This is a genomic window from Streptomyces sp. NPDC058051 (assembly GCF_042885475.1).
GTDB lineage: Bacteria > Actinomycetota > Actinomycetes > Streptomycetales > Streptomycetaceae > Streptomyces.
This window is the reverse complement of sequence record NZ_JBHVRW010000001.1, coordinates 258,366-278,814: the sequence shown is the minus strand read 5'-3', so window position 1 is coordinate 278,814 and position 20,449 is coordinate 258,366. Positions and strand designations below refer to the sequence as shown.

15 protein-coding genes are annotated in these 20,449 nt (G+C 71.2%); 11 read left to right on the top strand and 4 right to left on the bottom strand.

Annotated elements, in window-relative coordinates; genetic code table 11:
- Positions 1-91: 91 nt before the first annotated feature.
- A complete protein-coding gene (locus ACFVUT_RS01255) occupies positions 92-1,201 on the bottom strand; it encodes a LacI family DNA-binding transcriptional regulator (protein WP_389642341.1) in 1,110 nt (369 codons plus the stop codon).
- A 226-nt stretch (positions 1,202-1,427) separates the two neighbouring features.
- On the opposite strand from ACFVUT_RS01255, the gene ACFVUT_RS01250 reads away from it, so the two are divergent.
- From ACFVUT_RS01250 to ACFVUT_RS01200, 11 genes are read left to right on the top strand one after another with little or no spacing between them, the layout of a single operon-like run.
- Complete coding sequence (locus ACFVUT_RS01250) at positions 1,428-2,696, top strand: ABC transporter substrate-binding protein (RefSeq protein ID WP_389642338.1); 1,269 nt, start codon at positions 1,428-1,430, stop codon at positions 2,694-2,696.
- A 12-nt stretch (positions 2,697-2,708) separates the two neighbouring features.
- Positions 2,709-3,680: a carbohydrate ABC transporter permease gene (locus ACFVUT_RS01245; protein WP_389642335.1), complete on the top strand. Its 972-nt coding sequence runs from the start codon at positions 2,709-2,711 to the stop codon at positions 3,678-3,680.
- Complete coding sequence (locus ACFVUT_RS01240) at positions 3,667-4,590, top strand: carbohydrate ABC transporter permease (protein WP_389642332.1); 924 nt, start codon at positions 3,667-3,669, stop codon at positions 4,588-4,590. Before ACFVUT_RS01245 ends, ACFVUT_RS01240 begins: the two co-directional genes overlap by 14 nt.
- A 45-nt stretch (positions 4,591-4,635) precedes the next feature.
- The gene (locus ACFVUT_RS01235; protein WP_389642329.1) at positions 4,636-5,400 is read left to right on the top strand and encodes an SDR family NAD(P)-dependent oxidoreductase; all 765 of its coding nucleotides are present in this window, start codon (positions 4,636-4,638) and stop codon (positions 5,398-5,400) included.
- Complete coding sequence (locus ACFVUT_RS01230) at positions 5,388-7,178, top strand: heparinase II/III family protein (RefSeq protein WP_389642326.1); 1,791 nt, start codon at positions 5,388-5,390, stop codon at positions 7,176-7,178. The genes ACFVUT_RS01235 and ACFVUT_RS01230 overlap by 13 nt, the downstream gene beginning before the upstream one ends.
- A 3-nt stretch (positions 7,179-7,181) precedes the next feature.
- On the top strand, positions 7,182-9,167 hold the full coding sequence (locus tag ACFVUT_RS01225) for a hypothetical protein (protein ID WP_389642324.1): 1,986 nt from the start codon (positions 7,182-7,184) through the stop codon (positions 9,165-9,167).
- A gap of 2 nt (positions 9,168-9,169) precedes the next feature.
- A complete protein-coding gene (locus ACFVUT_RS01220; RefSeq protein ID WP_389642321.1) occupies positions 9,170-9,772 on the top strand; it encodes a DUF624 domain-containing protein in 603 nt (200 codons plus the stop codon).
- Positions 9,769-10,848, top strand: a complete 1,080-nt coding sequence (locus ACFVUT_RS01215; RefSeq protein ID WP_389642318.1) for a DUF1565 domain-containing protein — start codon at positions 9,769-9,771, stop codon at positions 10,846-10,848. The genes ACFVUT_RS01220 and ACFVUT_RS01215 overlap by 4 nt, the downstream gene beginning before the upstream one ends.
- Complete coding sequence (locus ACFVUT_RS01210) at positions 10,845-11,996, top strand: SGNH/GDSL hydrolase family protein (protein WP_389642315.1); 1,152 nt, start codon at positions 10,845-10,847, stop codon at positions 11,994-11,996. The genes ACFVUT_RS01215 and ACFVUT_RS01210 overlap by 4 nt, the downstream gene beginning before the upstream one ends.
- Positions 11,953-14,430 carry a polysaccharide lyase 8 family protein gene (locus ACFVUT_RS01205; RefSeq protein WP_389642312.1) on the top strand — a complete coding sequence of 826 codons (2,478 nt, stop codon included), beginning with the start codon at positions 11,953-11,955 and terminating at the stop codon, positions 14,428-14,430. The genes ACFVUT_RS01210 and ACFVUT_RS01205 overlap by 44 nt, the downstream gene beginning before the upstream one ends.
- A 4-nt stretch (positions 14,431-14,434) precedes the next feature.
- A complete protein-coding gene (locus ACFVUT_RS01200; RefSeq protein ID WP_389642309.1) occupies positions 14,435-15,412 on the top strand; it encodes an acetylxylan esterase in 978 nt (325 codons plus the stop codon).
- A 6-nt stretch (positions 15,413-15,418) separates the two neighbouring features.
- Here ACFVUT_RS01200 and ACFVUT_RS01195 read toward each other — a convergent pair whose 3' ends face one another.
- The 3 genes from ACFVUT_RS01195 to ACFVUT_RS01185 are packed head-to-tail and all read right to left on the bottom strand — an operon-like array spanning position 15,419 to position 20,177.
- Positions 15,419-16,963 (bottom strand): phytoene desaturase family protein, encoded by a 1,545-nt coding sequence (locus tag ACFVUT_RS01195; RefSeq protein ID WP_389642306.1) that lies wholly within the window; start codon positions 16,961-16,963, stop codon positions 15,419-15,421.
- Between the two features lie 22 nt (positions 16,964-16,985).
- Positions 16,986-19,262 carry a tetratricopeptide repeat protein gene (locus ACFVUT_RS01190; RefSeq protein ID WP_389642303.1) on the bottom strand — a complete coding sequence of 759 codons (2,277 nt, stop codon included), beginning with the start codon at positions 19,260-19,262 and terminating at the stop codon, positions 16,986-16,988.
- A gap of 27 nt (positions 19,263-19,289) precedes the next feature.
- Positions 19,290-20,177, bottom strand: coding sequence for an oxygenase MpaB family protein (locus ACFVUT_RS01185; protein ID WP_389643574.1), 888 nt, complete (start codon positions 20,175-20,177; stop codon positions 19,290-19,292).
- Between the last annotated feature and the right edge of the window lie 272 nt (positions 20,178-20,449).

Here is a 20,449-nt window from a genome sequence, read left to right as displayed (position 1 = left end):
CCACCCCACCGCTGACCGGACCACGCCCTCGCGGCCCTCGCGGCCCTCCGCCGTGTGGGCGCGCCGGGCGCGCGCTGCGTGCGTCGGCGCACTATGCCGGAAGGCCCGCCACCGGAGCCCCGGCCACACTCTGCCCGGGCACCGAGCCGATCGCACCGGCCGGGGCCGGAGCCGTCGACTCCCGTACGACCAGCCTCGGCCGGATGAGCAGCGACCGTCCCGCCGCCGGCGCCGAGTCGATCCGTGCCCGCAACTGCTGGAACGTCTCCGCGGCCATCTCCGGCAGCGGCTGGCGGACGGTCGTGAGCGGCGGCTCGAAGAGGTCAGCGAGGAGGATGTCGTCGAAGCCGACCACGGAGATGTCCTGCCCCGCGCTGCGCCCGGCATCCTTCGCACCCCGGCAGATCCCGATCGCGCACATGTCGTTGATGGCGACGAACGCGGTGGGCGGGCGCGGTCCGGCGAGGAGTTCCCTGGCCGCGTTCCGCCCCAGTTCGGCGGCGTCCTTGTCGCCGAACTCGGCGGTGTCGGCGCCGGGCCAGACGATCGCGTCGGCCGGGTCCAGGCCGGCCGACTCCAGGGCGGCCCGGAAGCCGCGCAGCCGCTCCCGCCGGTTGACGCTGTTGACCGAGCCGGAGACGAACGCCAGTCGGCGGTGGCCGAGTTCGATCAGATGCCGGGTGGCGAGCTCGGCGCCCATGGCGTTGTCGACACTGATGGAGGCGAGGGACGGCGGGTCGCCCGCCTGCGCGGTGCGGTCGAAGGCGACCATCTTCAGGCCGCGGCTGAGCAGCGGCGTCACATGGTCGAGCGAGGGCAGCGAGGAGCAGAGCACCACTCCGCTCACCCCGTCCGCGAGTAGTTCCTCGCCGTACCTGAGCTCGCGGGCCGGATCGCGCTCGCTGTTGCAGAGCAGTACGTGATACCCCTCGGCGAGCGCGATGGCTTCCAGCTCACGGGCGAGCGCCCCCCAGAAGGGGTTGGCGACGGACGGCACGATGAGGCCGATGACCTTGATCCGACCCGTGCGCAGCATCCGGGCCGCGCGGTTGGGCCGGTAGCTGAGCTGCTCGATCGCCTGCTCCACGCGGGCCAGTGTGGCCGCCTGCATGCGGTCCGTTCGCCCGTTGAGGACATTGGAGACCGTGCTCGCAGAGACCCCCGCAGCCGCCGCGACCTGATGGATCGTTACCCCGCTCATGCCACCTCCTGTTCGGAACGCGTTTGACCATACCAGTGTATCGATTTACTGAACTCTGTTCACCGTTACACCCGTTAACATCCCTGAAAATTCATGTGCATCAGCTGTTGACGTCCGTCTCGGGGCGTTCCTAGCATCAGTGCATCGATTTACCAGCGCTTCCCGGCCATGACCGGGTCGTCATGGCTGGATCGATCCACAGCTTCCACCTCAAAAGGGGTGTCCCATGGAACTCAAAAGACGGTCGCTGCTTGCTGCCATCGGCGCCGGGACGGCTGCCGCGGCCCTCAGCGGGTGCGGCACCGGCACTTCGACGACCGGCTCCGCCAGCGGTCCCGCCGAGGGCGAGATCACGCTGCTCACCCCGATCTACGAAGGTGCCGACGGCAAGACGCTGTTGGAGAAGGAGATCCTCGGCGGGTTCCGGAAGAAGTATCCGGACGTCAAGGTGAACGTGGACTACACCACGTACGCGCAGCTCAACGAGAAGATCACCACGGGCCTGGCGGGCGGTCTGCTGCCCGATGTCCTGATGATGGGTGTGGGCTGGATCCCTCCGTTCGCCGCGAAGAAGGCGATCGCCGAGCTTCCCGAGAAGTTCGCCACCGCGCACGACTACGAGAAGCGGGTGCTGGAGCCGTCCCGGTACGACGGCAAGCTGTACGCGCTGCCGGTCGTGCTCGACACCCGGATCGTCGTCTACCGCAAGGACCATTTCGCCGAGGCCGGCATCAAGAAGACCCCTGCGAACTGGGCCGAACTGCGCGCCGTGGCGAAGCAGCTGACCAAGGCAGGCCGGATCGGGTTCGACCCGTTCTCCATCGATCTGCGCCAGTGCTGGGAGACCTTCCTCTTCGCCAACGGCGGCCAGTTGTTCAGCGCGGACGGCAAGAAGGTGCTGTTCACCGACGCCCGCGGGGTCGAGGCGCTGCAGTTCTTCAAGGACCTGATCAAGGACGGCTCCGCCGACTACGCCAAGAAGACGGACGCCGGCGCCCCGTCCAACGTACAGACCGGCAAGGCGTCGATGATGATGTCCACCAGCGCCCTGTGGAGGCAGGCCGGGGATCAGTCCCCGGACCTGCTGAAGGACGACAAGCTCGGTGCGTTCGTCCTCGCCAACCGCAAGCCCGCGATGCTTCAGGGCGGCACTCTTGTCAGCCAGTCCGCCCGTTCCAAGCACCCGGCGGCGGCACGTGCGCTCGTCGAGTACCTCGCGTCGCCCGAGTCCATCCTCGGCGCGGCCAAGCAGCGTGGTTCGGTGCCCGGGCTGAAGGATCTCAGCGATACCAGCTATGTGAAGGAGAACAAGTTCGTCGACCTCTCCCTCCAGAGCATGGGCGATGCCTGCTCCGAGGGCGGCACCGCCGCCTGGATGGAGATCCGCGAAAAGATCAAGCCCACGCTGGAGCCCGCGATCGTGGGCAACCAGTCCGCGAAGGACGCCATCGCGGAACTCGGCCGGCTCGCCGAGGCCGCGATCGGCCGGATGTAGGGACCGGTCACTGTGGGAGCGACATCCGTACTGAAGGCGCGGCCCGCGCGGCCCCCTTCCCCGACCGCGCACAACACGGTCGCGAAGAAACACTCCGGCCGGACACCCGTCGGCCCGGGCCGCCGCAGGGAGCGCGCCGGGATGCTGATGGTGGCGCCCGCCCTGCTGCACGCCGCCCTCTGGATCGGCCTGCCGGTCGTCGCGTCGGTGGCCCTGGCCTTCACGAAGTACGACGTGCTGACGGCGCCGCAGTTCGTGGGCCTGGACAACTTCCGGGACATGTGGGAGGACGCGGTCTTCCGGAAGTCCATCGTCAACACCGTCGTCTACACCTTCTTCACCGTGCCGTTCGGCATGATGCTGGGGCTGCTGGTGGCGCTGGCGCTGCACACCGGGCTGAAGGCACGCGGTATCTTCCGCACCGCGGTCTTCCTTCCGCAGGTGACGGCGACCGTGGCGATCGCACTGGTCTGGCTGTGGATCTACAATCCGGGCAACGGGCTGCTGAACACGCTCCTGTCGTTCGTCGGGATCGACGGGCCCGCCTGGCTCTCGTCGACCTCGTGGGCGATGCCTTCGGTGATCCTGGTCGGCATCTGGCAGGGCATCGGCATGAAGATGCTCATCTACTTGGCCGCGTTGCAGTCCCTGCCGAAGGAGCTGTACGAGGCGGCTTCGGTGGACGGCGCGTCCAAGGTGCGGCAGTTCTTCTCGATCACCCTGCCGCTGCTGAAGCCCGCGACGTTCTTCGTGCTCATCACGTCGATGATCAGCGCGTTCCAGTCGTTCGACCAGATCTACATCCTCACCGACGGCGGCCCTGCCAACAGCACGACGATGATGACGTACGAGATCTACAAGTCCGCCTTCAGGGAGTTCCGCGTCGGCTACGCCTGCGCTCAGTCACTGGTGCTGTTCGTGCTGCTGATGGGCTTCACCCTCGTCAACCGGCGGATCATGGGAGGCACCCGTGGCCACAACTGAGCTGCAGAGGGGCGGGGTGGTGAAGCGCACCCGGCCCCGGACCAAGGGCAAGCCGCTCTCCGTCGGCCGGATCGCGCTCTACGCGACCCTGACCGTCGTCTCGCTCCTGATGGTGGTGCCGTTCGTCTGGATGGTGCTCACCTCACTCAAGACGCCCGTCGAGATCGCCTCGCAGGACACCGGACTGCTGCCGGAACACTGGGAGTTCGGGAACTATGCCGAGGCGCTGAAGGCGGCGCCGTTCGCGACGTACGCACGCAACAGCTTCATCATCGCGTTCAGCCACACCCTGATCAATGTGGTGGTGGCCTCGATGGCCGGATACGCGCTGGCACGGATCAAATTCCGCGGCAGCGAGGTCATCTTCTACCTCTTCATCGCCGCGCTGATGATCCCGACGTACACCAAGGTGCTGCCCGAGTTCCTGATCGTCCGCTTCATGCCGCTGGCCGGCGGGAACGACATCTTCGGTCAGGGCGGCAGCGGCTGGCTGGACTCCTGGTGGGCGCTCATCGTTCCCGGTGCCGTGACCCCGTTCGCCGTCTTCCTCTTCCGCCAGTTCTATCTGGATCTTCCGGTGGAGCTGGAGGAGGCGGCCAGGCTCGACGGTCTGGGCGAGTTCCGGATCTACGCCCGGATCATGACGCCGCAGGTCAAGCCCGCGCTCACCACCGTGGCGCTGCTGACCTTCGAGTCCTCGTGGAACAACTTCCTCTGGCCACTGCTGGTGACCCACTCGGACAGCCTGCGGGTGATCCAGGTCGGACTCTCCGTCTTCAAGACGGAGAACGGCCCCCAATGGCACTTCCTGATGGCCGGCACCACGCTGGCCACCCTGCCCATGGTCGTTCTCTTCCTCATCGGCCAGCGCTACTTCGTGCAGGGATTCGCAACCGCCGGTCTCAAGTGACCGGTCCCGGCCCCCAGTGACCGGTAATCGAAAGGTTTTCACTTCATGTCTGCTGATCTCAACGGCTCCCGCGCACTGGTGACAGGGGCGGGCCACGGAATCGGCCGCGCCATCGCCATCGCTCTCGCCGAGGCCGGCGCCGACGTCGCCGTCCACTACCACTCCTCCGCCGACGAGGCCGCGAAGACGGTCTCGGCGATCGAGGCGCTGGGCCGCCGGGCGAAGGCGCTCCAGGCCGATGTCACGGTGACGGGCGACGTGGACCGGCTCGTCGAGGAGGCGACAGGGTTTCTCGGCGGCCTGGACGTACTGGTCTGCAACGCGGGACATCTGATCGGCCGGGCCACCATCGCCGAGATGTCCGACGACCACTTCGACCAGGTCATCTCCACCAATCTGACGTCCACGTTCCGCACCGTGCGGGCCGCGCTGCCGCATCTGACGCAGTCGTCGGCCGGACGCATCATCACCATGTCCTCGCTGGCCGCGCACAACGGCGGCGGCCCCGGTTCGGTCGCCTACGCGGCGGCCAAGGCCGGCATCCGCGGCTTCACCAAGGGCCTGGCGAAGGAGCTGGGCGGCACCGGTATCACGGTCAACACGGTGGCGCCGGGCTTCATCAAGGGCACCGCGTTCCACAACACGTTCACCGCGCCCGAGGCGCAGCAGGCGATGGAGGCGGGCATCCCGGTCGGCCGGGCCGGCACCCCGGAGGACGTCGCCGCCGCGGTCGTGCACCTGGCATCGCCGTCGTCCGGCTTCCTGACCGCCACCACGGTGGACATCGACGGTGGCGTGTGGCCGCGTTGAGGCGGATCGCCCGGGAGCGCGGCGGCTGGTGGCACGCGTACGTCTGCCCCGCGCACGGTGTGGAGCTCGACCACGGTGACCTCCTCACCGGTGTCTTCCCGGCAGGCGGCGCGCGCTGCGCGTACGGCTGCCGGGTGGACGACGAGGCCGTCCGCGGTGCCTGGCTGGTGCTGTCGCACCAGGCGTGGGCGCGGCACCTGCGGGTGCTCGCCCACCGCGGCGACCGCACCGAGGCGGTGGAGCGGCTCGTGGAGTACGCCGGTCTGTACGCGGAGCTGGCCGCCGAGCGGCACGGCGAGGCGCAGAGCTGGATGCTGCGCGGCAGGCTCTTCCACCAGGCACTCACCGACGCCATCTGGGCCGTCAGCATCGGACACACCGTGATCACGCTGGCCGAGAAGTCCACGGAGGACCTGGCGGAGGTGGTGCCGCTCCTCGACGCCCTGGAGCGCGCGGCGCTGGACGCCCGCGCGGTGCTGACCGGTCAGGGCCACCTTGCCTCCAACTACACCGCGTGGCTCAACGCCGCGGGTGCGGCGGCGAGTCGGGGCGCCGCCGCGGCCCGCGGCCAGGAGTGGGACGGCGCCGGTCAGTGGCTGGAGGGCGAGCACGGGCTGTACGCGCACCTGCGGGTCGCGGTCGCCGATGACGGCTGGGAGTGGGAAGGCAGTACCTATTACCACGGGTTCGTGCTGCGAGCCGCCCTGCTGGCGCTGCGTGGCACCGCCCCTGCGGCTCTTCCGTCGGACGTGGTGGACGTACTGGCCGGGATGACGGACGTGCTGGCGGCGATCGCCACGCCGGGCGGCATCCTTCCGGCGTTGCACGACGGCCCGTACCTGCGCGGTCCTCTCGCCCTGGAGTGGCTGGAACTTGCCGCGCTGGCCCAGCAGTTGGTTCCCTCACCGGCTCTCGACGCGGTGGCGGCGCGGGCCCGTGGGGAGCTCGGCGCACACGACGACGGGCTCGACCGCGAGTTGGGCGGATGGTTCGCCGGACCACCGCTGCCCGAGCGTCCGTCGGCCGGTCCGGTCACGGTGTTCCGCACCGCCGGCTACGCGGTGCTGCACCACGCGGGCGTCCACGCGCTTCTGGACTTCGGTCCGCACGGCGGCTCGCACGGACACCGCGACAAACTGTCGCTGTATCTGTACGGGGACACCACCCCCTGGCAGCCCGACCCCGGTCAGGTGCCCTACGCCCACGCCGAGTTCCGTGATCTCTACGCCTCCACCCGGGCGCACCCCGCCTTCCGGGTGGACGGAGCCGAACAGGCGGAGTGCACGGGGAAGTTGCTCGGTTCGGACCGTTCCTCCGTCACCGCCGAAGTGACGACGGCGTACGAGGGTGTGCGCGCGGTCCGGCAGGTCGCGCTCGGTGACAGCTTCGTGGTCGATCTGCTGACCGTGACCGCCCACGACGAGCGGCGGCTCACCGCGCAACTGCGTCCCGGTGTCGCGCTGGACATCCAGTTCCAGGCCGCGGGTCCGGTGCGCACCACCTGGTACGGCGACGAGACCCTGCACGGCTGGCACACCCACACCCCGGGCCGGGCCGTGCGTCCGGTCACCCGGCCGGGCCCCGGTCCGGCCGACGATCCGCAACGCATGGCCAGCTGGGTCGACTTCACCGCGGAGTCGGACCGGATCACCTTCGCCTCGGTGTACCAGGCGGCGTCGGCGGGCCCGGCGGTGACCGACGTGCAGCTGGACGGCGACGGGCTGCTGACGGTCGCGCTGGCCGACGGCCGCACCGCACAGTTCCGGACGGAGGACTGACCCTTGTTGCTCTCGGCGACCCCGCCGCCCGGCCCGCGCCCCGCGCAGGAGGTGCGGTTGTACGAGGAGGCCGCCCGCCACCGCGGGCTGACCCCGCCCCTCACCCACCCCCTGGCCAGCATCACCTGGCTGGGCCCCGCCGCCTCCAACCCGGCGCTGGCCTACCGGGTCGGCGGCGATCCTGCCCATCTGGCGGAGAGCCGGCGCTGGATCGAGGCCGCGGTGCGGCTGCCCCACTGGGGCAGGGCCCATATGCCGGACCACGACCTGGACGCCGGCTGGCTGCTGCACCACCTGTCGCTCGCGTACCGATGGATCGGCGACGACCTGCCGGACGAGGTACGGGCGCTGCTCCGGTACAAGCTGCTGCTCCAGGGGCGGCGGCTGTACGAGTTCGCGGTGGCGAGCGAGGGCGGCTGGTGGTCGTCGTCGTACTGGCAGAACCACAACTGGATCTGTTACGCGGGCCTGGCGACGGCCGGATACGCGCTGGGCAAGGAGGAGTGGACCGAGCGTGCCAAGGACAATCTCGGCACGGTCCTCGACCTGATGCCCAAGGACGGCTCGCACGCGGAAGGTGTCGTGTACTGGCGCTACGGCGTGCCCTTCCTCGCCATCCATCTGGACCTCCTCCAGGAGGCGGAGGGCATCGACTGGTGGGAGCGCGGCGACTTCCTTCCGCACACCTTCCGCTACCGGCTGCACCAGACCGCTCCGGGTTTCGCGTTCAACGTCGACCACGGCGACTGCCACGACCGGCGCAGCGGGCACAGTGCCGGCCTGTACTACCGTCTCGCGGCCCGGTTCGGCATCCCGGAGGCGCAGTGGATGGGCGATCTCGCCTCGGGGGAACTGCTGTGGCAGGAGGCCGCGGAGAGCGGGGTGCGACCCGGGATCCTTCCGGAGGCCTACCTCGAATACCTCTGGTACGACCCGTCCGTGCCCCGTGCCCGTCCCACCGAGACCAGGGCGTTCTTCCCGGACCTCGGTCTGCTCGCGGTCCGCACCGGGTGGGACGACGACGCCACGCTGGTGTCGTTCAAGGCGAGTCCCGGTGGTGGCCACGGGGCGTGGGAGACGTCGGCGAAGCACCGGGCCGAGCGCGGGTGGGAGACCCTCAACCAGGGACACCACCACCCCGATTCGGGCTCGTTCGTCCTGATCTCGCAGGGGGCGTTCCTCGCGGTCGACGAGGGTTACAGCAACCGCAAGCGGGCCGCGCACCACAACTTGCTGCTGGTGGACGGACAGGGGTACGCGGACGAGGACCGCTACCACGTCTACAAGGACATTCCGTACGAGCGGCAGGCCCGGCAGCGTGATGTGCTCGTCTCCCCCGACTGCGGCTGGGCGCATGCCACGGCGGAGATCGCCGCGATGTACGACCCGGGACTCGGCGTGCGGCGGCTGGACCGGACGCTGGTGTTCACGCCGTCGGGGCGGCTCGTGCTGCTGGACCTCGCCGAGGCGGACGCGGAGCGGGAGTGGACGTTCCTGCTCCAGACCGACGGGCCGACCGAGCCGCAGCCGGACGGCAGCCGGCTGATCCGGTCCAAGGGCGCCTCGGCGCTGGTGAGGCAGTTCGCCCCGCTCGACGGTGCGATCGTCTCCCAAGTCACCGAGGTGGAGGCCAATCCGACCTCCAGCACGCCGGAACTGCGCCTCACCCGCACCCTGCACACGCTGCGTTCGACGGTCCCGCGCTCGTCGAGCGCTCTCTTCCTCACCGTGATCGTTCCGGGCACCGTGCCGACCGCCCCCGAGCGCGTCGTGTGCGAGGAGGGCGAGGGCGTCACCTTCGGCGAGGAGACGGTCCTCCTCTCGCCGGCCGCCCGTCGCATCCGCACCGCCGGCGTCTCGGCCGATGCGGCGGCGGTGCTGCTGGGGGGCGGCGATCCGGCCCCGTACGTGGTGGCGGCCACCCGGCTGGAGCTGGACGGCCGCCTGCTGCTCGATGTCCCGGAGCCGTACACAGGAAAGGTCGGCTGACCATGCAGGCAACCCTCTCGTCCGGCTGGCCGACGCTGCTGCGGCGGCTGGAGTTCGTGGCCTATCCGGCCGCCGCCGGGGCCGCGTTCGCCGTGATGTCGCTCGGTGTCGTGACGTGGCTTCCCGCGCTCGCCGCGATGGGGCACGCCCTTCAGCGGTGGCGGGCGGAGGGTGACAGCCATTGCTTCACCCAGGCGTTCCGGGCCTTCCCCCGGTACTGGCGCGCGCTGTGGCGGCACGGTCTGGCGTCCACCGCGGCGGGACTGGTCCTGATCGCCAACATCGTCCATCTGCTGGGCCGTCCGGAGCCGTGGACGTTCGTGCTGCTCGCCGCGCAGGTGGGCATCGCGGCCGCTCTGGTCATCCATCATGTGGCGCTCGCCGCCGAGGCGGGGCGGTCGCCGCACGGGACGGTCCGTACCTGGACGCGCGGTGCCCTGGCCCTCGGGTTCGGGTCCGCCGCCCGCGGCACCGCCCTGCTCGGCGCGGTGATCTCCGCCGCGCTGCTCTCCCTCGTCGTACCGCTGGGTCCTCTGCTCCTCGGTCCCAGCATCCCCGTACTACTCGCTCTGTCCTTCGCAGACCCCAGGAGGCACACCCCATGAGCCGTGTACTACGCACCACTCTCGTCGCCGCGCTCGCGGCCGGCGCCCCGCTCTCCCTTCCGGCGGCGTCCGTGGCCGCCGAAGCCGCCACCGCGTACTACGTGTCTCCGTCCGGCAGCGACTCCAATGCCGGTACGTCGGCGGGCGCCCCGCTCGCCTCGATCCAGAAGGCGGTCGATCTGGCGCCGACGGGCGCGGTGGTGAACCTCGCCGCCGGTACGTACAAGCAGGACGTGGTGACCAAACGCGCCGGGGTCACCATCACCGGCCCGTCCACCGCCGTGGTGAAGGGGGCCGGTGACGCCCGGATCATCCAGGTGCAGCACGACTCGACGACGCTCAGCGGCTTCACCGTGGACGGACTGCACGGGTCGTCCACCGATGTGTCGGGATACCGCCTCAAGCTCATCTATGTCATGAGCACGACTCCCGGCAATGGCGTGGGAGGTCTGCGCATCACCGGGATGACGCTGAAGAACGCCGCCGACGAGTGCCTGCGGGTGCGCTACCTGGTGACCGGCGCCGACATCTCCGAGAACACGATCACCAACTGCGGCGTCAACGACTTCAAGTTCGGCGGCGGCGGCAAGAACGGCGAGGGCATCTACCTCGGCACGGCCCCCGAGCAGCAGGGCGCCAACGGCGCCCCGGACGCCGCGCCCGATGTCAGCAAGAACAACCGCATCCACCACAACACCATCGCCACCCAGGGCAACGAGTGCGTCGATGTGAAGGAGAACTCCACCAACAACTACGTGGAGTACAACGACTGCAGCGGTCAGCAGGACCCCAGCTCCGGCGGCCTGGACGCACGCGGCAACGGCAACATCTTCCGCTACAACACCATTCACGACAACGTCGGCGCGGGCATCCGGCTCGGCGGTGACGCCGAGACCGACGGCATCGACACCAGCGTCTACGGCAACACCATCACCGGTAACGCGGGCGGCGGCATCAAGTTCATGCGCACCCCGCAAGGACCCGTGTGCACCAACACGATGAGCGGCAACACCGGTGGCGACGCGGTCGGCACCTACGGCAGCGCGTACGACCCGACGGGTGCGTGCCCCAAGTGAACGGGAGGGGGCCCGCGCGACGCGGGGTACTGACGGCGGCAGCCGGTCTGGCGGCGGTCGCCGCGACGGCACCGGGAGCACAGGCCGCCGAGGCTTCGAGCAGCGGCGGGGGCCGGTCGCGCTGGACGACCTCCTGGGCGACCGCGCAGACCGCGCCGACCGCCACCGACGAGGTGGCGAGCGCCGGTCTGACCGACGGCACCTTCACCGCCGGCGTACGGCTGTCGGCGGGGGGCACGGTCCGGCTGCGCTACGGGCACGCCTTCGGCACGGAACCCGTTCTGATCGGTCCGGTGACAGCGGGCGGGCGGCCGGTGACGTTCGGCGGGCGCCAGCAGGCGTGGATCGCCGCGGGCGCCTCGCTGACCAGTGACCCGGTCAAGGGGCTGCGTACCGCCGAAGGAGCCCGGCTCACCGTCGAGACGCGGCTGCCCGGACCCACCGGGCCGCTGTCCTTCCACCGCAACACCCATGCCTCGCACACCGTCGACGGCGTGCGCACCACGTCGGTGTTCCTGCTGACGGGGGTCGAGGTGACGGGCGCGCACGGGCCGGTGATCGCGGTGCTCGGCGACTCCATAGCGGAGGGCGTCGGCACACCGGACGACGCCGACCTGCGCTGGCCCGACCAGCTGGCCCGGCGCCTGCGCGGTTCGGCCGTCGCCAATCTCGGTATCAGCGGCAACCGGGTGCTGCTGGACGACGCCCGGTTCGGGCCGGGCGGACAGGCCCGCTTCGACCGTGATGTGCTGTCGCTCCCGGGGCTGCGGACCGTTCTCGTCCATCTCGGCGTCAACGACCTCCAGCAGCCGCCGAGCCAGACCGACCCGGCGCGTGTCCTGGCCGGGTACCGGCAGCTGGTGCTGCGCGCCCGCAAGGCCGGGCTGCGGGCGGTCGGCGCGACCGTCACCCCGTTCGAGGGCTGGACCCGCTGGACGCCGGAACTGGAAACGGTACGGCAGCAGATCAACGCGGCGGTACGGACCGGACGCGTCTTCGACGCCGTGGCCGACTTCGACGCGGCGCTTCGCGACCCGAGCCGCCCGTCGCGGATGCTGCCCGCGTACGACAGCGGCGACGGACTGCACCCCAACCCCGCCGGTCATGCCGCGTTGGCCGCGGCCGTGGACCACCGACACCTTCTGTGAGGGCCGCATCATGATCCAGGACACCGCTGTGGGCACCACCCGGCGCACCGTTCTCGCCGGGGCGGCGGCGCTCGGCGCGGCCGCCGCCCTGCCCGTCGCCCTCAATCCGGCCACCGCGCACGCGGCCGCCGGGGACGCCGCCGCCGACGACGCCGCGGCCCTGCGCACCCGGTGGCACACGCTGCTCACCGGCGGCCCGGGCCTCGACCTGACGGACGCGCAGATCGCCGCGGCCGTCGCCAGGACCGGCAAGGCCGCGACCAGTTCGGCGAAGGGCCTCGACCCGGCCCGTACCGACGGACTGTTTCCCGATCTGACCAGCACCACGCTCTCCAACCACGTCACGACATCCTTCAAGCGGCTCGCCACGGTCGCGACCGCGTGGGCCGTGCCCGGCACTCCTCAGTACGGCGACACCGCACTGCGCGATCTGCTGCTGGCGGGCATCGACTGGATGCTGACGAACCGCTACGGCCCCGACCACACCAGGTTCGACAACGACTGGGACTGGGAGATCGGCTCCCCGCTCGCCCTCAACGACGCGACCGTGCTGCTGTACGACGTGCTCGGGACGGAACGGCTCGACCGGATCACCACGGCCGTACGGCACTACACGCCCGACCCGAACCTCTGGCGCGCCGACCGGCAGATCGCGACGGGTGCCAACCGGGTGTGGATCTCCACCGTCGTCGCCGTCAACGCGGTACTCAGGAACGACGGCGACGATCTGGCCCGGGTCCGTGACGCGCTTTCGGACGTCGAGGGTTCGGGGGCCAACAGCGTCCTCGCCTTCAACGACGCCGGCACGGCGGCGGAAGGCACCGGGGAGGGCTTCTACTCGGACGGTTCGTTCCTCCAGCACTACAAGCACCCGTACAACGGCGGGTACGGCAAGGAGCTGCTGAACAACCTCTCCCGGCTGCTGAACCTCCTCGCGGCCACGGCATGGACGGTCACCGACCCCGATCTCGACAACATCCGCGGCTGGGTCGACGACGGCTTCGACCCGCTGCTGGCACGCGGCGACGTGATGGCGTCGGTGTGCGGGCGCGAGATCGCCCGGCCCAGCAAGCAGGGCCACGTCTCGGCGCAGACGGTCATCGAGGCCGTGGTGCGGCTGATCCCAAGCTTTCCCGGGGAGACCGCCGACCGGTTCACCGCCCTGGTCAAGCAGTGGATCGCCGAGGACACCTACCGGGACTTCCTCGCCGTCACCGACCTCGCCTCGCTCGTCGCCGCCCGGCAGGTCATCGCCTCCCCGGTTCCGGCGCGCGGGCCGCTGGTCACGCACAAGCAGCACCCCCGGATGGACAAGGCGGCCCACCACCGGCCGTCCTTCGCGCTCGGCATCTCGGCGTACTCGTCCCGGATCTACAACTACGAGTCGATCCAGAACGAGAATCTGCACGCCTGGCACCTCTCCGACGGCATGGTCCTGCTCTACACCGACGACCTCGGGCACTACAGCGAGGACTACTGGCCGACCGTCGACCCGACCCGCCTCCCGGGCACGACCGTCATCGCCGGACGCCAGGAGGACGCGGCGGGGCAGCGCATCACCAGCACCGCGGACTGGGCCGGCGGCACCGTGCTGCCGGGCACCACGCTCGGGGCGTACGGCATGGAGCTGCGTGCGTACGGGAGTTCGCTGCACGGGCTGAAGAGCTGGTTCTGCCTGGACGACGTGATCGCCTGCGTCGGCTCGGGGATCACCTCGGACGCGGGCACGGCCGAGACGGTCGTGGAGAACCGCAAGCTCCGCGACCCGAAGGCGGCCCTGCTCGTCAACGGCACGGCCGCCCCCGCCGACACCGGCTGGTCGGACCGGCTCGACCAGGTGCGGTGGCTGCACATCGACGGCACCGGCGGCTACGTCTTCCCGGAGCCCGCCACGCTCCACGGACTGCGCGAGGAGCGCACCGCGACCTGGCGCGAGATCAACATCAAGTACGGCACCGACACCCCGGTGACCCGCCCGTACCTGACGCTGTGGCAGGACCACGGCACGGCGCCGAGCGGCGCGGGCTACTTCTGGTTGCAGGCCCCGGCCGCCTCCGCCGAGCGCACGAAGCAGTGGTCGTCCGCGCCGCCGGTGGAACTGATCGCCCGCTCCACCGCCGTGCACGCGGTACGCCGCTGCACGGACGGGCTCGTCGCCGCGAACTTCTGGACCGCGGGCACGGTGCAGGACCTCTCCTCGGACGGTCCGGCCTCGGTGCTCGTACGGCCGGACGGCCGGACGGTCCGGGTGTCGGTGTCCGACCCGACGCAGTCACGGTCGTCGGTCGTGCTGGACCTGGCACGGCGCGGTCTGAAGGTCGTGGCGGCCGATCCGGGGATCGGCGCCGCGCCCTCCGGCAAGGGCATCCGGATCACCGCCGACACGGCCGGACGCCACGGCGAAACCCTCAACCTCACCCTGAAGTGGAGCTAGACCCTTGCTGTTCGACATGGATCTCGACCGGCTGCGTGCCTACCGGCCGGAACCGGAGGAACCTGCCGACTTCGACGCGTTCTGGGAGAAGACGCTCACCGAGACGGCCCGCCACCCGCTGGACGCGGAGTTCGTCCCGTACGACGCCGGACTCACGACGGTCGACGTCCTCGACGTGACGTTCCGGGGCTGGGGCGGGCAGCCCGTGAAGGCATGGCTGATGCTGCCGAAGACCCGCTCGGGCCCGTTGCCCGCCGTGGTGCAGTACATCGGGTACAACGGCGGCCGGGGCATTCCGTACTCCTGGCTGACCTGGAGCGCGCTCGGGTACGCGCATCTGGTCATGGACAACCGGGGCCAGGGCGGCGGCGGCAAGAACACCGCGGACACCCCGGACATCGGTCCGGACGGGCACGGCTCCTCCTCGCCCGGCTTCCTGACCCGCGGCATCGAGGACCCGTACCGCCACTACTACCGGCGGCTGATCACCGACGCGGTGCGGGCCGTGGACGCGGCGAAGGCCCATGAGGCGGTGGACGCCTCCCGGGTCGCGGTGCTCGGGGGCAGCCAGGGCGGCGGGCTCGCCCTGGCCGTCGCCGGGCTGCGGGACGACGTCGCCGCCGTCGTCGCCGACGTGCCGTTCCTCTGCCACTACCGGCGTGCCTCGCAGATCACGGACGCCGGACCGTACGCCGAGATCGCCCGCTGGCTGTCCGGGCACCGCTTCCGGATCGACGAGGCGATGGAGACCCTCTCCTACTTCGACGGGGTCAACTTCGCGGCGCGGGCGACCGCACCGGCGTGGTTCTCGGTCGGTCTGATGGACAGGATCTGCCCGTCGTCGACGGTCTTCGCCGCGTACCACCGCTACGGGGGTCCGGCCGAGATCGAGGTGTTCACCTACAACGGGCACGAGGGCGGCGCGGAGTACGACCTGCCGCGCAAACGCGACGCGCTGCGTGGCGTGTTCGGCCGCCCGTAGCGAGGGTCACCGGCCCAGCGCCGCCATCGCGGCGTTGTGGCCGGGAACTCCGCTGACCCCGCCCCCGCGCACGGCGCCCGCCCCGCACAGCAGCACGTTGGCGTGCGCCGTCTCCACACCCCACCGGCCGGTGGAGTCGGAGGCGTACGGGAAGGCGAGGTCGCGGTGGAAGATGTGGCCGCCGGGCAGCCGCAGATCCTGTTCGAGGTCGAGCGGTGTCTTCGCCTCGATGCACGGCTCGCCGTGCTCGTCGCGTGCCAGGCAGTCGGTGATCGGCTCGTCCAGGTGCGCGTCGAGTTCGGCGAGCGTGGCCGTCAGCAGCTCGGCGCGCGTCGCCGCGTTGTCGGCGGCGAAGAGCCGGGCGGGGGTGTGCAGACCGAAGAGGGTGAGGGTCTGGTATCCACGTGCGGCGAGGTCGGGGCCGAGGATCGACGGGTCGGTCAGTGAGTGGCAGTAGATCTCGGACGGCGGGGCGGCGGGGAGCCGGCCCGCCGCCGCGTCCCGGTAGGCGTCGGCGAGCTGCCCGTACCCCTCGGCGATGTGGAACGTGCCCGCGAAGGCCTCACGCGGGTCCACGGAACGGTCACGCAATCGGGGCAGCCGGGTGAGCAGCATGTTCACCTTCAGCTGCGCACCCTCGGCCGGGACGGGTGGCTCGTCACCGAGAAGGGCGGCGAGCGCCTGCGGTGAGGCGTTGACGAGGACCGTGCGGGCCGTGACGACGTATTCCGCCTCGGGCGACCGGACGGTGATCTCGGCCCGTGTCCCGTCGGTTTCGATGTGGGTCGCCTCGTGCCGTACGCGGATCCGCGCCCCGGCTTCACCGGCGGCACGGGCCAGGGCGTCGGTGAGCGCGCCCATGCCGCCGACCGGGACGTCCCAGTCGCCGGTGCCACCGCCGATGACGTGGTAGAGGAAGCAGCGGTTCTGGAGCAGGGACGGATCGTGTGCGTCGGCGAAGGTGCCGATCAGGGCGTCGGTGAGCACGACCCCGCGCACGAGGTCGTCCCTGAAGTTCTTCTCGACGGCGACGCCGATGGGCTCCTCGAAGAGCGTCCGCCAGGCATCCTCGTCGCCGATCCGCGTCCGCAGCGCGTCGCGGGCCGGCAAGGGTTCGGTGAGGGTCGGGAAGACGCGTTCGGCGACGCGTCGCGTCATGCCGTAGAAGCGCTGCCACGCCTCGTACTCCCGGTCCGATCCGGTGAGCGCGGCGAAGGAGTCCCGGGTGCGGTCGCCGCCGACGAGCAGTCCGGTGGCCCGGCCGCCGCGGACGGTCGGGGTGTACGAGGAGACGGTCCGCTTGCGTACGGCGAAGTCCAGTCCGAGATCGCGGACGATCTTCCGCGGCAGCAGGGACACGAGGTACGAGTAGCGCGACAGCCGGGCGTCGACCCCCTCGAAGGGGCGGGTCGAGACGGCCGCTCCGCCGGTGGCGGCGAGCCGTTCCAGGACCAGGACGGACTGTCCGGCGCGGGCGAGATAGGCGGCGGCGACCAGACCGTTGTGGCCGCCGCCCACGATCACTGCGTCACAGCTGTCGGGTGCGGGCATGCCCCTTCGTAACACGGGTCGATCACCGCTGACCAGAGGTGGTGGTTCCCGGTGGGTGCGGCGGCGCCTCCTGCCCGTTGCGCAGTGCAGCGACCCGGCGGTAGAGCTCCACGGCCTCCGGTCCCCGGCCGAGCTGTTCCAGACAGTGCGCCTCGTCGTTGCGGGCGGCGAGCGTGTCGGGGTGGCCGGCGCCCAGGACGCGCTCGCGGGCCTCGGCGACCTCGCGGTAGGCGGTGAGGGCGTCCGCCCAGCGGCCGAGCCAGCCGAGGCCGACGGCGACCTCGCGGCGGCTGACGAGGGTGTCCGGGTGGTCGGTGCCCAGCACGCGCTCGCGGACCGCGCACACGTCGCCCGCCTCGGCGAGTGCCTCCTCCCAGCGGGCGAGGCGTCCCAGGTTCACGCCGAGGCCGTGGCGGGCGCGGAGCGTCTCGGGGTCGGCGGGCCCGCCCACTCTCGTCCGGTCGTCCACGAGGGCGCGGTACAGCTCCAGGGCCTCCGCGCTGCGGCCCAGGCGGCCGAGGCTGATGCCGACCTCGTAGCGGGCGGAGAGCGTGTCGGGGTGGTCGGCGCCGAGCGACCGCGCACGGGCCTGGACGACCTCCCGGTAGGTGTGCAGGGCCTCCGCCCAGCGCCCCAGCCTGCCGAGCGTGTACGCCACTTCGTAGCGCGTGACGAGCGTGTCGGGATGGTCGGCGCCGAGCAGACGGGAGCGGGCCGAAGCCACGTCCCGCGCCATCCGGTACGAGTCCTCCAGACGGCCGAGCCGGCCGAGGTTGAAGGCGAGGTTGTGGCGGCAGCGCAGGGTGTCCGGGTGGTCCGGGCCCATCGACCGCTCCCGGGAGGCGAGGACCTCCGCGTACACCTGATGGGCCTCCAGGTGCCGGCCCAGCCGTCCGAGGACGTACGCCATCTCCTGGCGGGCGGCCAGCGTCTCCGGGTGGTCGGGGCCCAGGGCGTGTTCGCGGCCCCGGGCGACACGGCCGAACTCCCGGAGTGCGTCGGACGCGCGCCCGGTGCGGCTGAGGGTGAAGGCGACCTCGTACCGGCTGGAGAGGGTGTCGGGGTGGTCGGGGCCGAGGGCGTGCTCGCGTTCGGCGGCGACCACGCGGTGCACCTCGCCGGCCTCCTCCCAGTGGCCGAGCCGGCCGAGGTTGAGGCCCGCGCTGTGCCGGTTGGCGAGGACGGAGAGCAGTTCGGGCGACGGGGTCGGCCGCTCGGCCCCGACCGCCGGCAGTGGGCCGGTGGCGTGCCGCAGGTCGGTGCCGGTGGTCCACTCGCCGGTGAGACCCGCGGAGTGGTCGGGCAGGGCGAGCCCGTGGTGGACGCGGGACGCCTTGTGTCCGGTGGTCATGCCGCGGGTCCAGGCCGGCAGCTGCTGCCCCGGGCGTACGACGGGAACGGGGGGCGCGAGGCGTACCCCTCCCGTGGAACGGAGTTCCGGCTGCTCGCCGGTGCGGCCGACGACGATCCGCTGCCGCAGGTCGCCCGCGTCCACGGGCCGTTCCTCGGGGGCCTTGGCCAGCAGGTCCAGGACGACGCGGTCGAGGAACCCGGGGAGTTCGGCCCGGTGGGTGCGCGGGGGTTCGGGCTGGGTGTCGCGGTGTCCGACGAGGATGGCCCAGGCGTCGTCGAGGTCGAACGGCGGTACTCCGGTGGCGATTTCGTACAGGACGCAGCCCAGGGAGTAGAGGTCGCTGCGGTGGTCGACATGGCCGCCGCTGATCTGCTCGGGCGACATGTAGTGCGGGGTGCCCATGGCGATGCCCGTGCCGGTGAGGCGGGAGGTGAAGCCGATGTCGTGACCGAGCCTGGCGATGCCGAAGTCGCAGATCTTCACCGTGCCGTCGGTCAGCCGCATGATGTTGGCGGGCTTGAGGTCGCGGTGCACGACGCCCTGCTGGTGGGTGTAGCGGAGGGCGTCGGCCACCTGTTCGGCGATGTCGACGACGTCGGACACCGGGAGCGGATGCTGTTGGTTGTCCTCCAGGAGCTGGCTGAGGTTGCGGCCGTCGAGGAGTTCCATGACCAGGTAGAGGACACCCTCGTCCTCGCCGAAGTCGTGCACGACCGTGATGCCGCGGTGCTGGAGCGCGGCGGCGACGCGGGCCTCGCGGCGGAAGCGCTCGCGCAGCACGCGGGTGAAGGACCGGTCGTGCTGGGGCGCCATCGGCTTGAGGCACTTGACGGCCACGTGGCGGCCGAGCGACTCGTCGCGGGCACGCCATACCTCGCCCATGCCCCCGCGCCCGATCCGGTCGAGCAGTCGGTACCGGCTCTGGATCAGCCTGGTGTCCGCCATCGCCTGGTGTCGCCCCCGTCGCGTCGCCTACCCCTGTGCTCTCCCCGGCCCGTCCAGTATGGCGGCCTGGCTGCGCAGTTTGTACGGGGTGGGTCGGCTGCCGGGACCGAGCCGGGCCATCGCGTTCCGGATGTGACCGGGCGGGAGTTGCCAGCGCAGCCGGGAGGGAATGCGGCGCAGCACGGTTCCGGTGGTGCGCAGGCGGCGGTCGACGACGTGCACGGGTTCCCCGGGTCTGCCGTAGAGATCACGGGCGTACGGGGGCAGTGACTGGTAGGCGAGTGCGGCGACGCGCTGCCACAGCAGGGCGCGGGCCGGCCGGAGCAGCGGGTGGACCGGCGGGCGGCTCAGGAAGTCGTCGACGTCCCGTGCCTCCGGGGTCGCGGCGAGTTGCGGCCTCACCCGTTCGAAGTAGGCGGCGAGCTGTGCGGTGGTGGCCGGTACGCCGGCGGGGTCGAGGCCCACCAGGCGCGCGCTGTGGCGGTGCTCGTCGATGTAGCGGTCGGCCTGGGCGTCGGTGAGCGGGAAGCCGGAGCGGCGTTCGACCTGGAGGTAGGAATCGACCTCCGCGCAGTGCACCCAGAGCAGCAGCTCGGGGTCGTCGACGCCGTACGTCTCTCCGGTCACCGGGTCGGTGGCCTTGAGGAGGCGGTGGATCCTGCGGACCCGGGCGCCCGCCTTCTCGGCCGCTTCGCCGGTGCCGTAGGTGATCGTCGCGACGAAACCGGCCGTACGCATCAGGCGCCCCCAGGTGTCCTTGCGGAAGTCCGAGTTCTGCATGACCCCGCGTACGGCGCGCGGGTGCAGCGCCTGGAGGTAGAGCGCTCGCACTCCGGCGACCCACATCATCGGGTCGCCGTGCATCTGCCAGGTGACGGAGTCGGGCCCGAAGAGCCCGGGGTCGGCTTCGGCCATCTCTGCGCGTACCTCCCGCTCGGCGGCGTACGTACGTATGCCGTACGCCCCCAGCATGCGCCGTGACCGGGCCGATGCTCCAGGCCCCGCCCCCTCGTCACGCCCCGGCCCGTCACACCCCGGCGATGACCGCCCCGCAGACCTGCCCGCCGTCGGCGCCGAGCGCGGTGTCGTGGACGAACGCCGCCTCGTCGCCTGCCTCTGACCCGCGACGGGACACCCGCGAAAACGGTCCGCGACTGACGCACGCGCCCGGTCCGCGGTGCAGGGAG

Coding starts and splice junctions, on each gene's coding strand:
- ACFVUT_RS01255 (WP_389642341.1), bottom strand. CDS start 1,201: ATGAGCGGGGTAACGATCCATCAGGTCGCGGCGGCTGCGGGGGTCTCT.
- ACFVUT_RS01250 (WP_389642338.1), top strand. CDS start 1,428: ATGGAACTCAAAAGACGGTCGCTGCTTGCTGCCATCGGCGCCGGGACG.
- ACFVUT_RS01235 (WP_389642329.1), top strand. CDS start 4,636: ATGTCTGCTGATCTCAACGGCTCCCGCGCACTGGTGACAGGGGCGGGC.
- ACFVUT_RS01220 (WP_389642321.1), top strand. CDS start 9,170: ATGCAGGCAACCCTCTCGTCCGGCTGGCCGACGCTGCTGCGGCGGCTG.
- ACFVUT_RS01215 (WP_389642318.1), top strand. CDS start 9,769: ATGAGCCGTGTACTACGCACCACTCTCGTCGCCGCGCTCGCGGCCGGC.
- ACFVUT_RS01205 (WP_389642312.1), top strand. CDS start 11,953: ATGCCGCGTTGGCCGCGGCCGTGGACCACCGACACCTTCTGTGAGGGC.
- ACFVUT_RS01195 (WP_389642306.1), bottom strand. CDS start 16,963: ATGCCCGCACCCGACAGCTGTGACGCAGTGATCGTGGGCGGCGGCCAC.
- ACFVUT_RS01190 (WP_389642303.1), bottom strand. CDS start 19,262: ATGGCGGACACCAGGCTGATCCAGAGCCGGTACCGACTGCTCGACCGG.
- ACFVUT_RS01185 (WP_389643574.1), bottom strand. CDS start 20,177: ATGGCCGAAGCCGACCCCGGGCTCTTCGGGCCCGACTCCGTCACCTGG.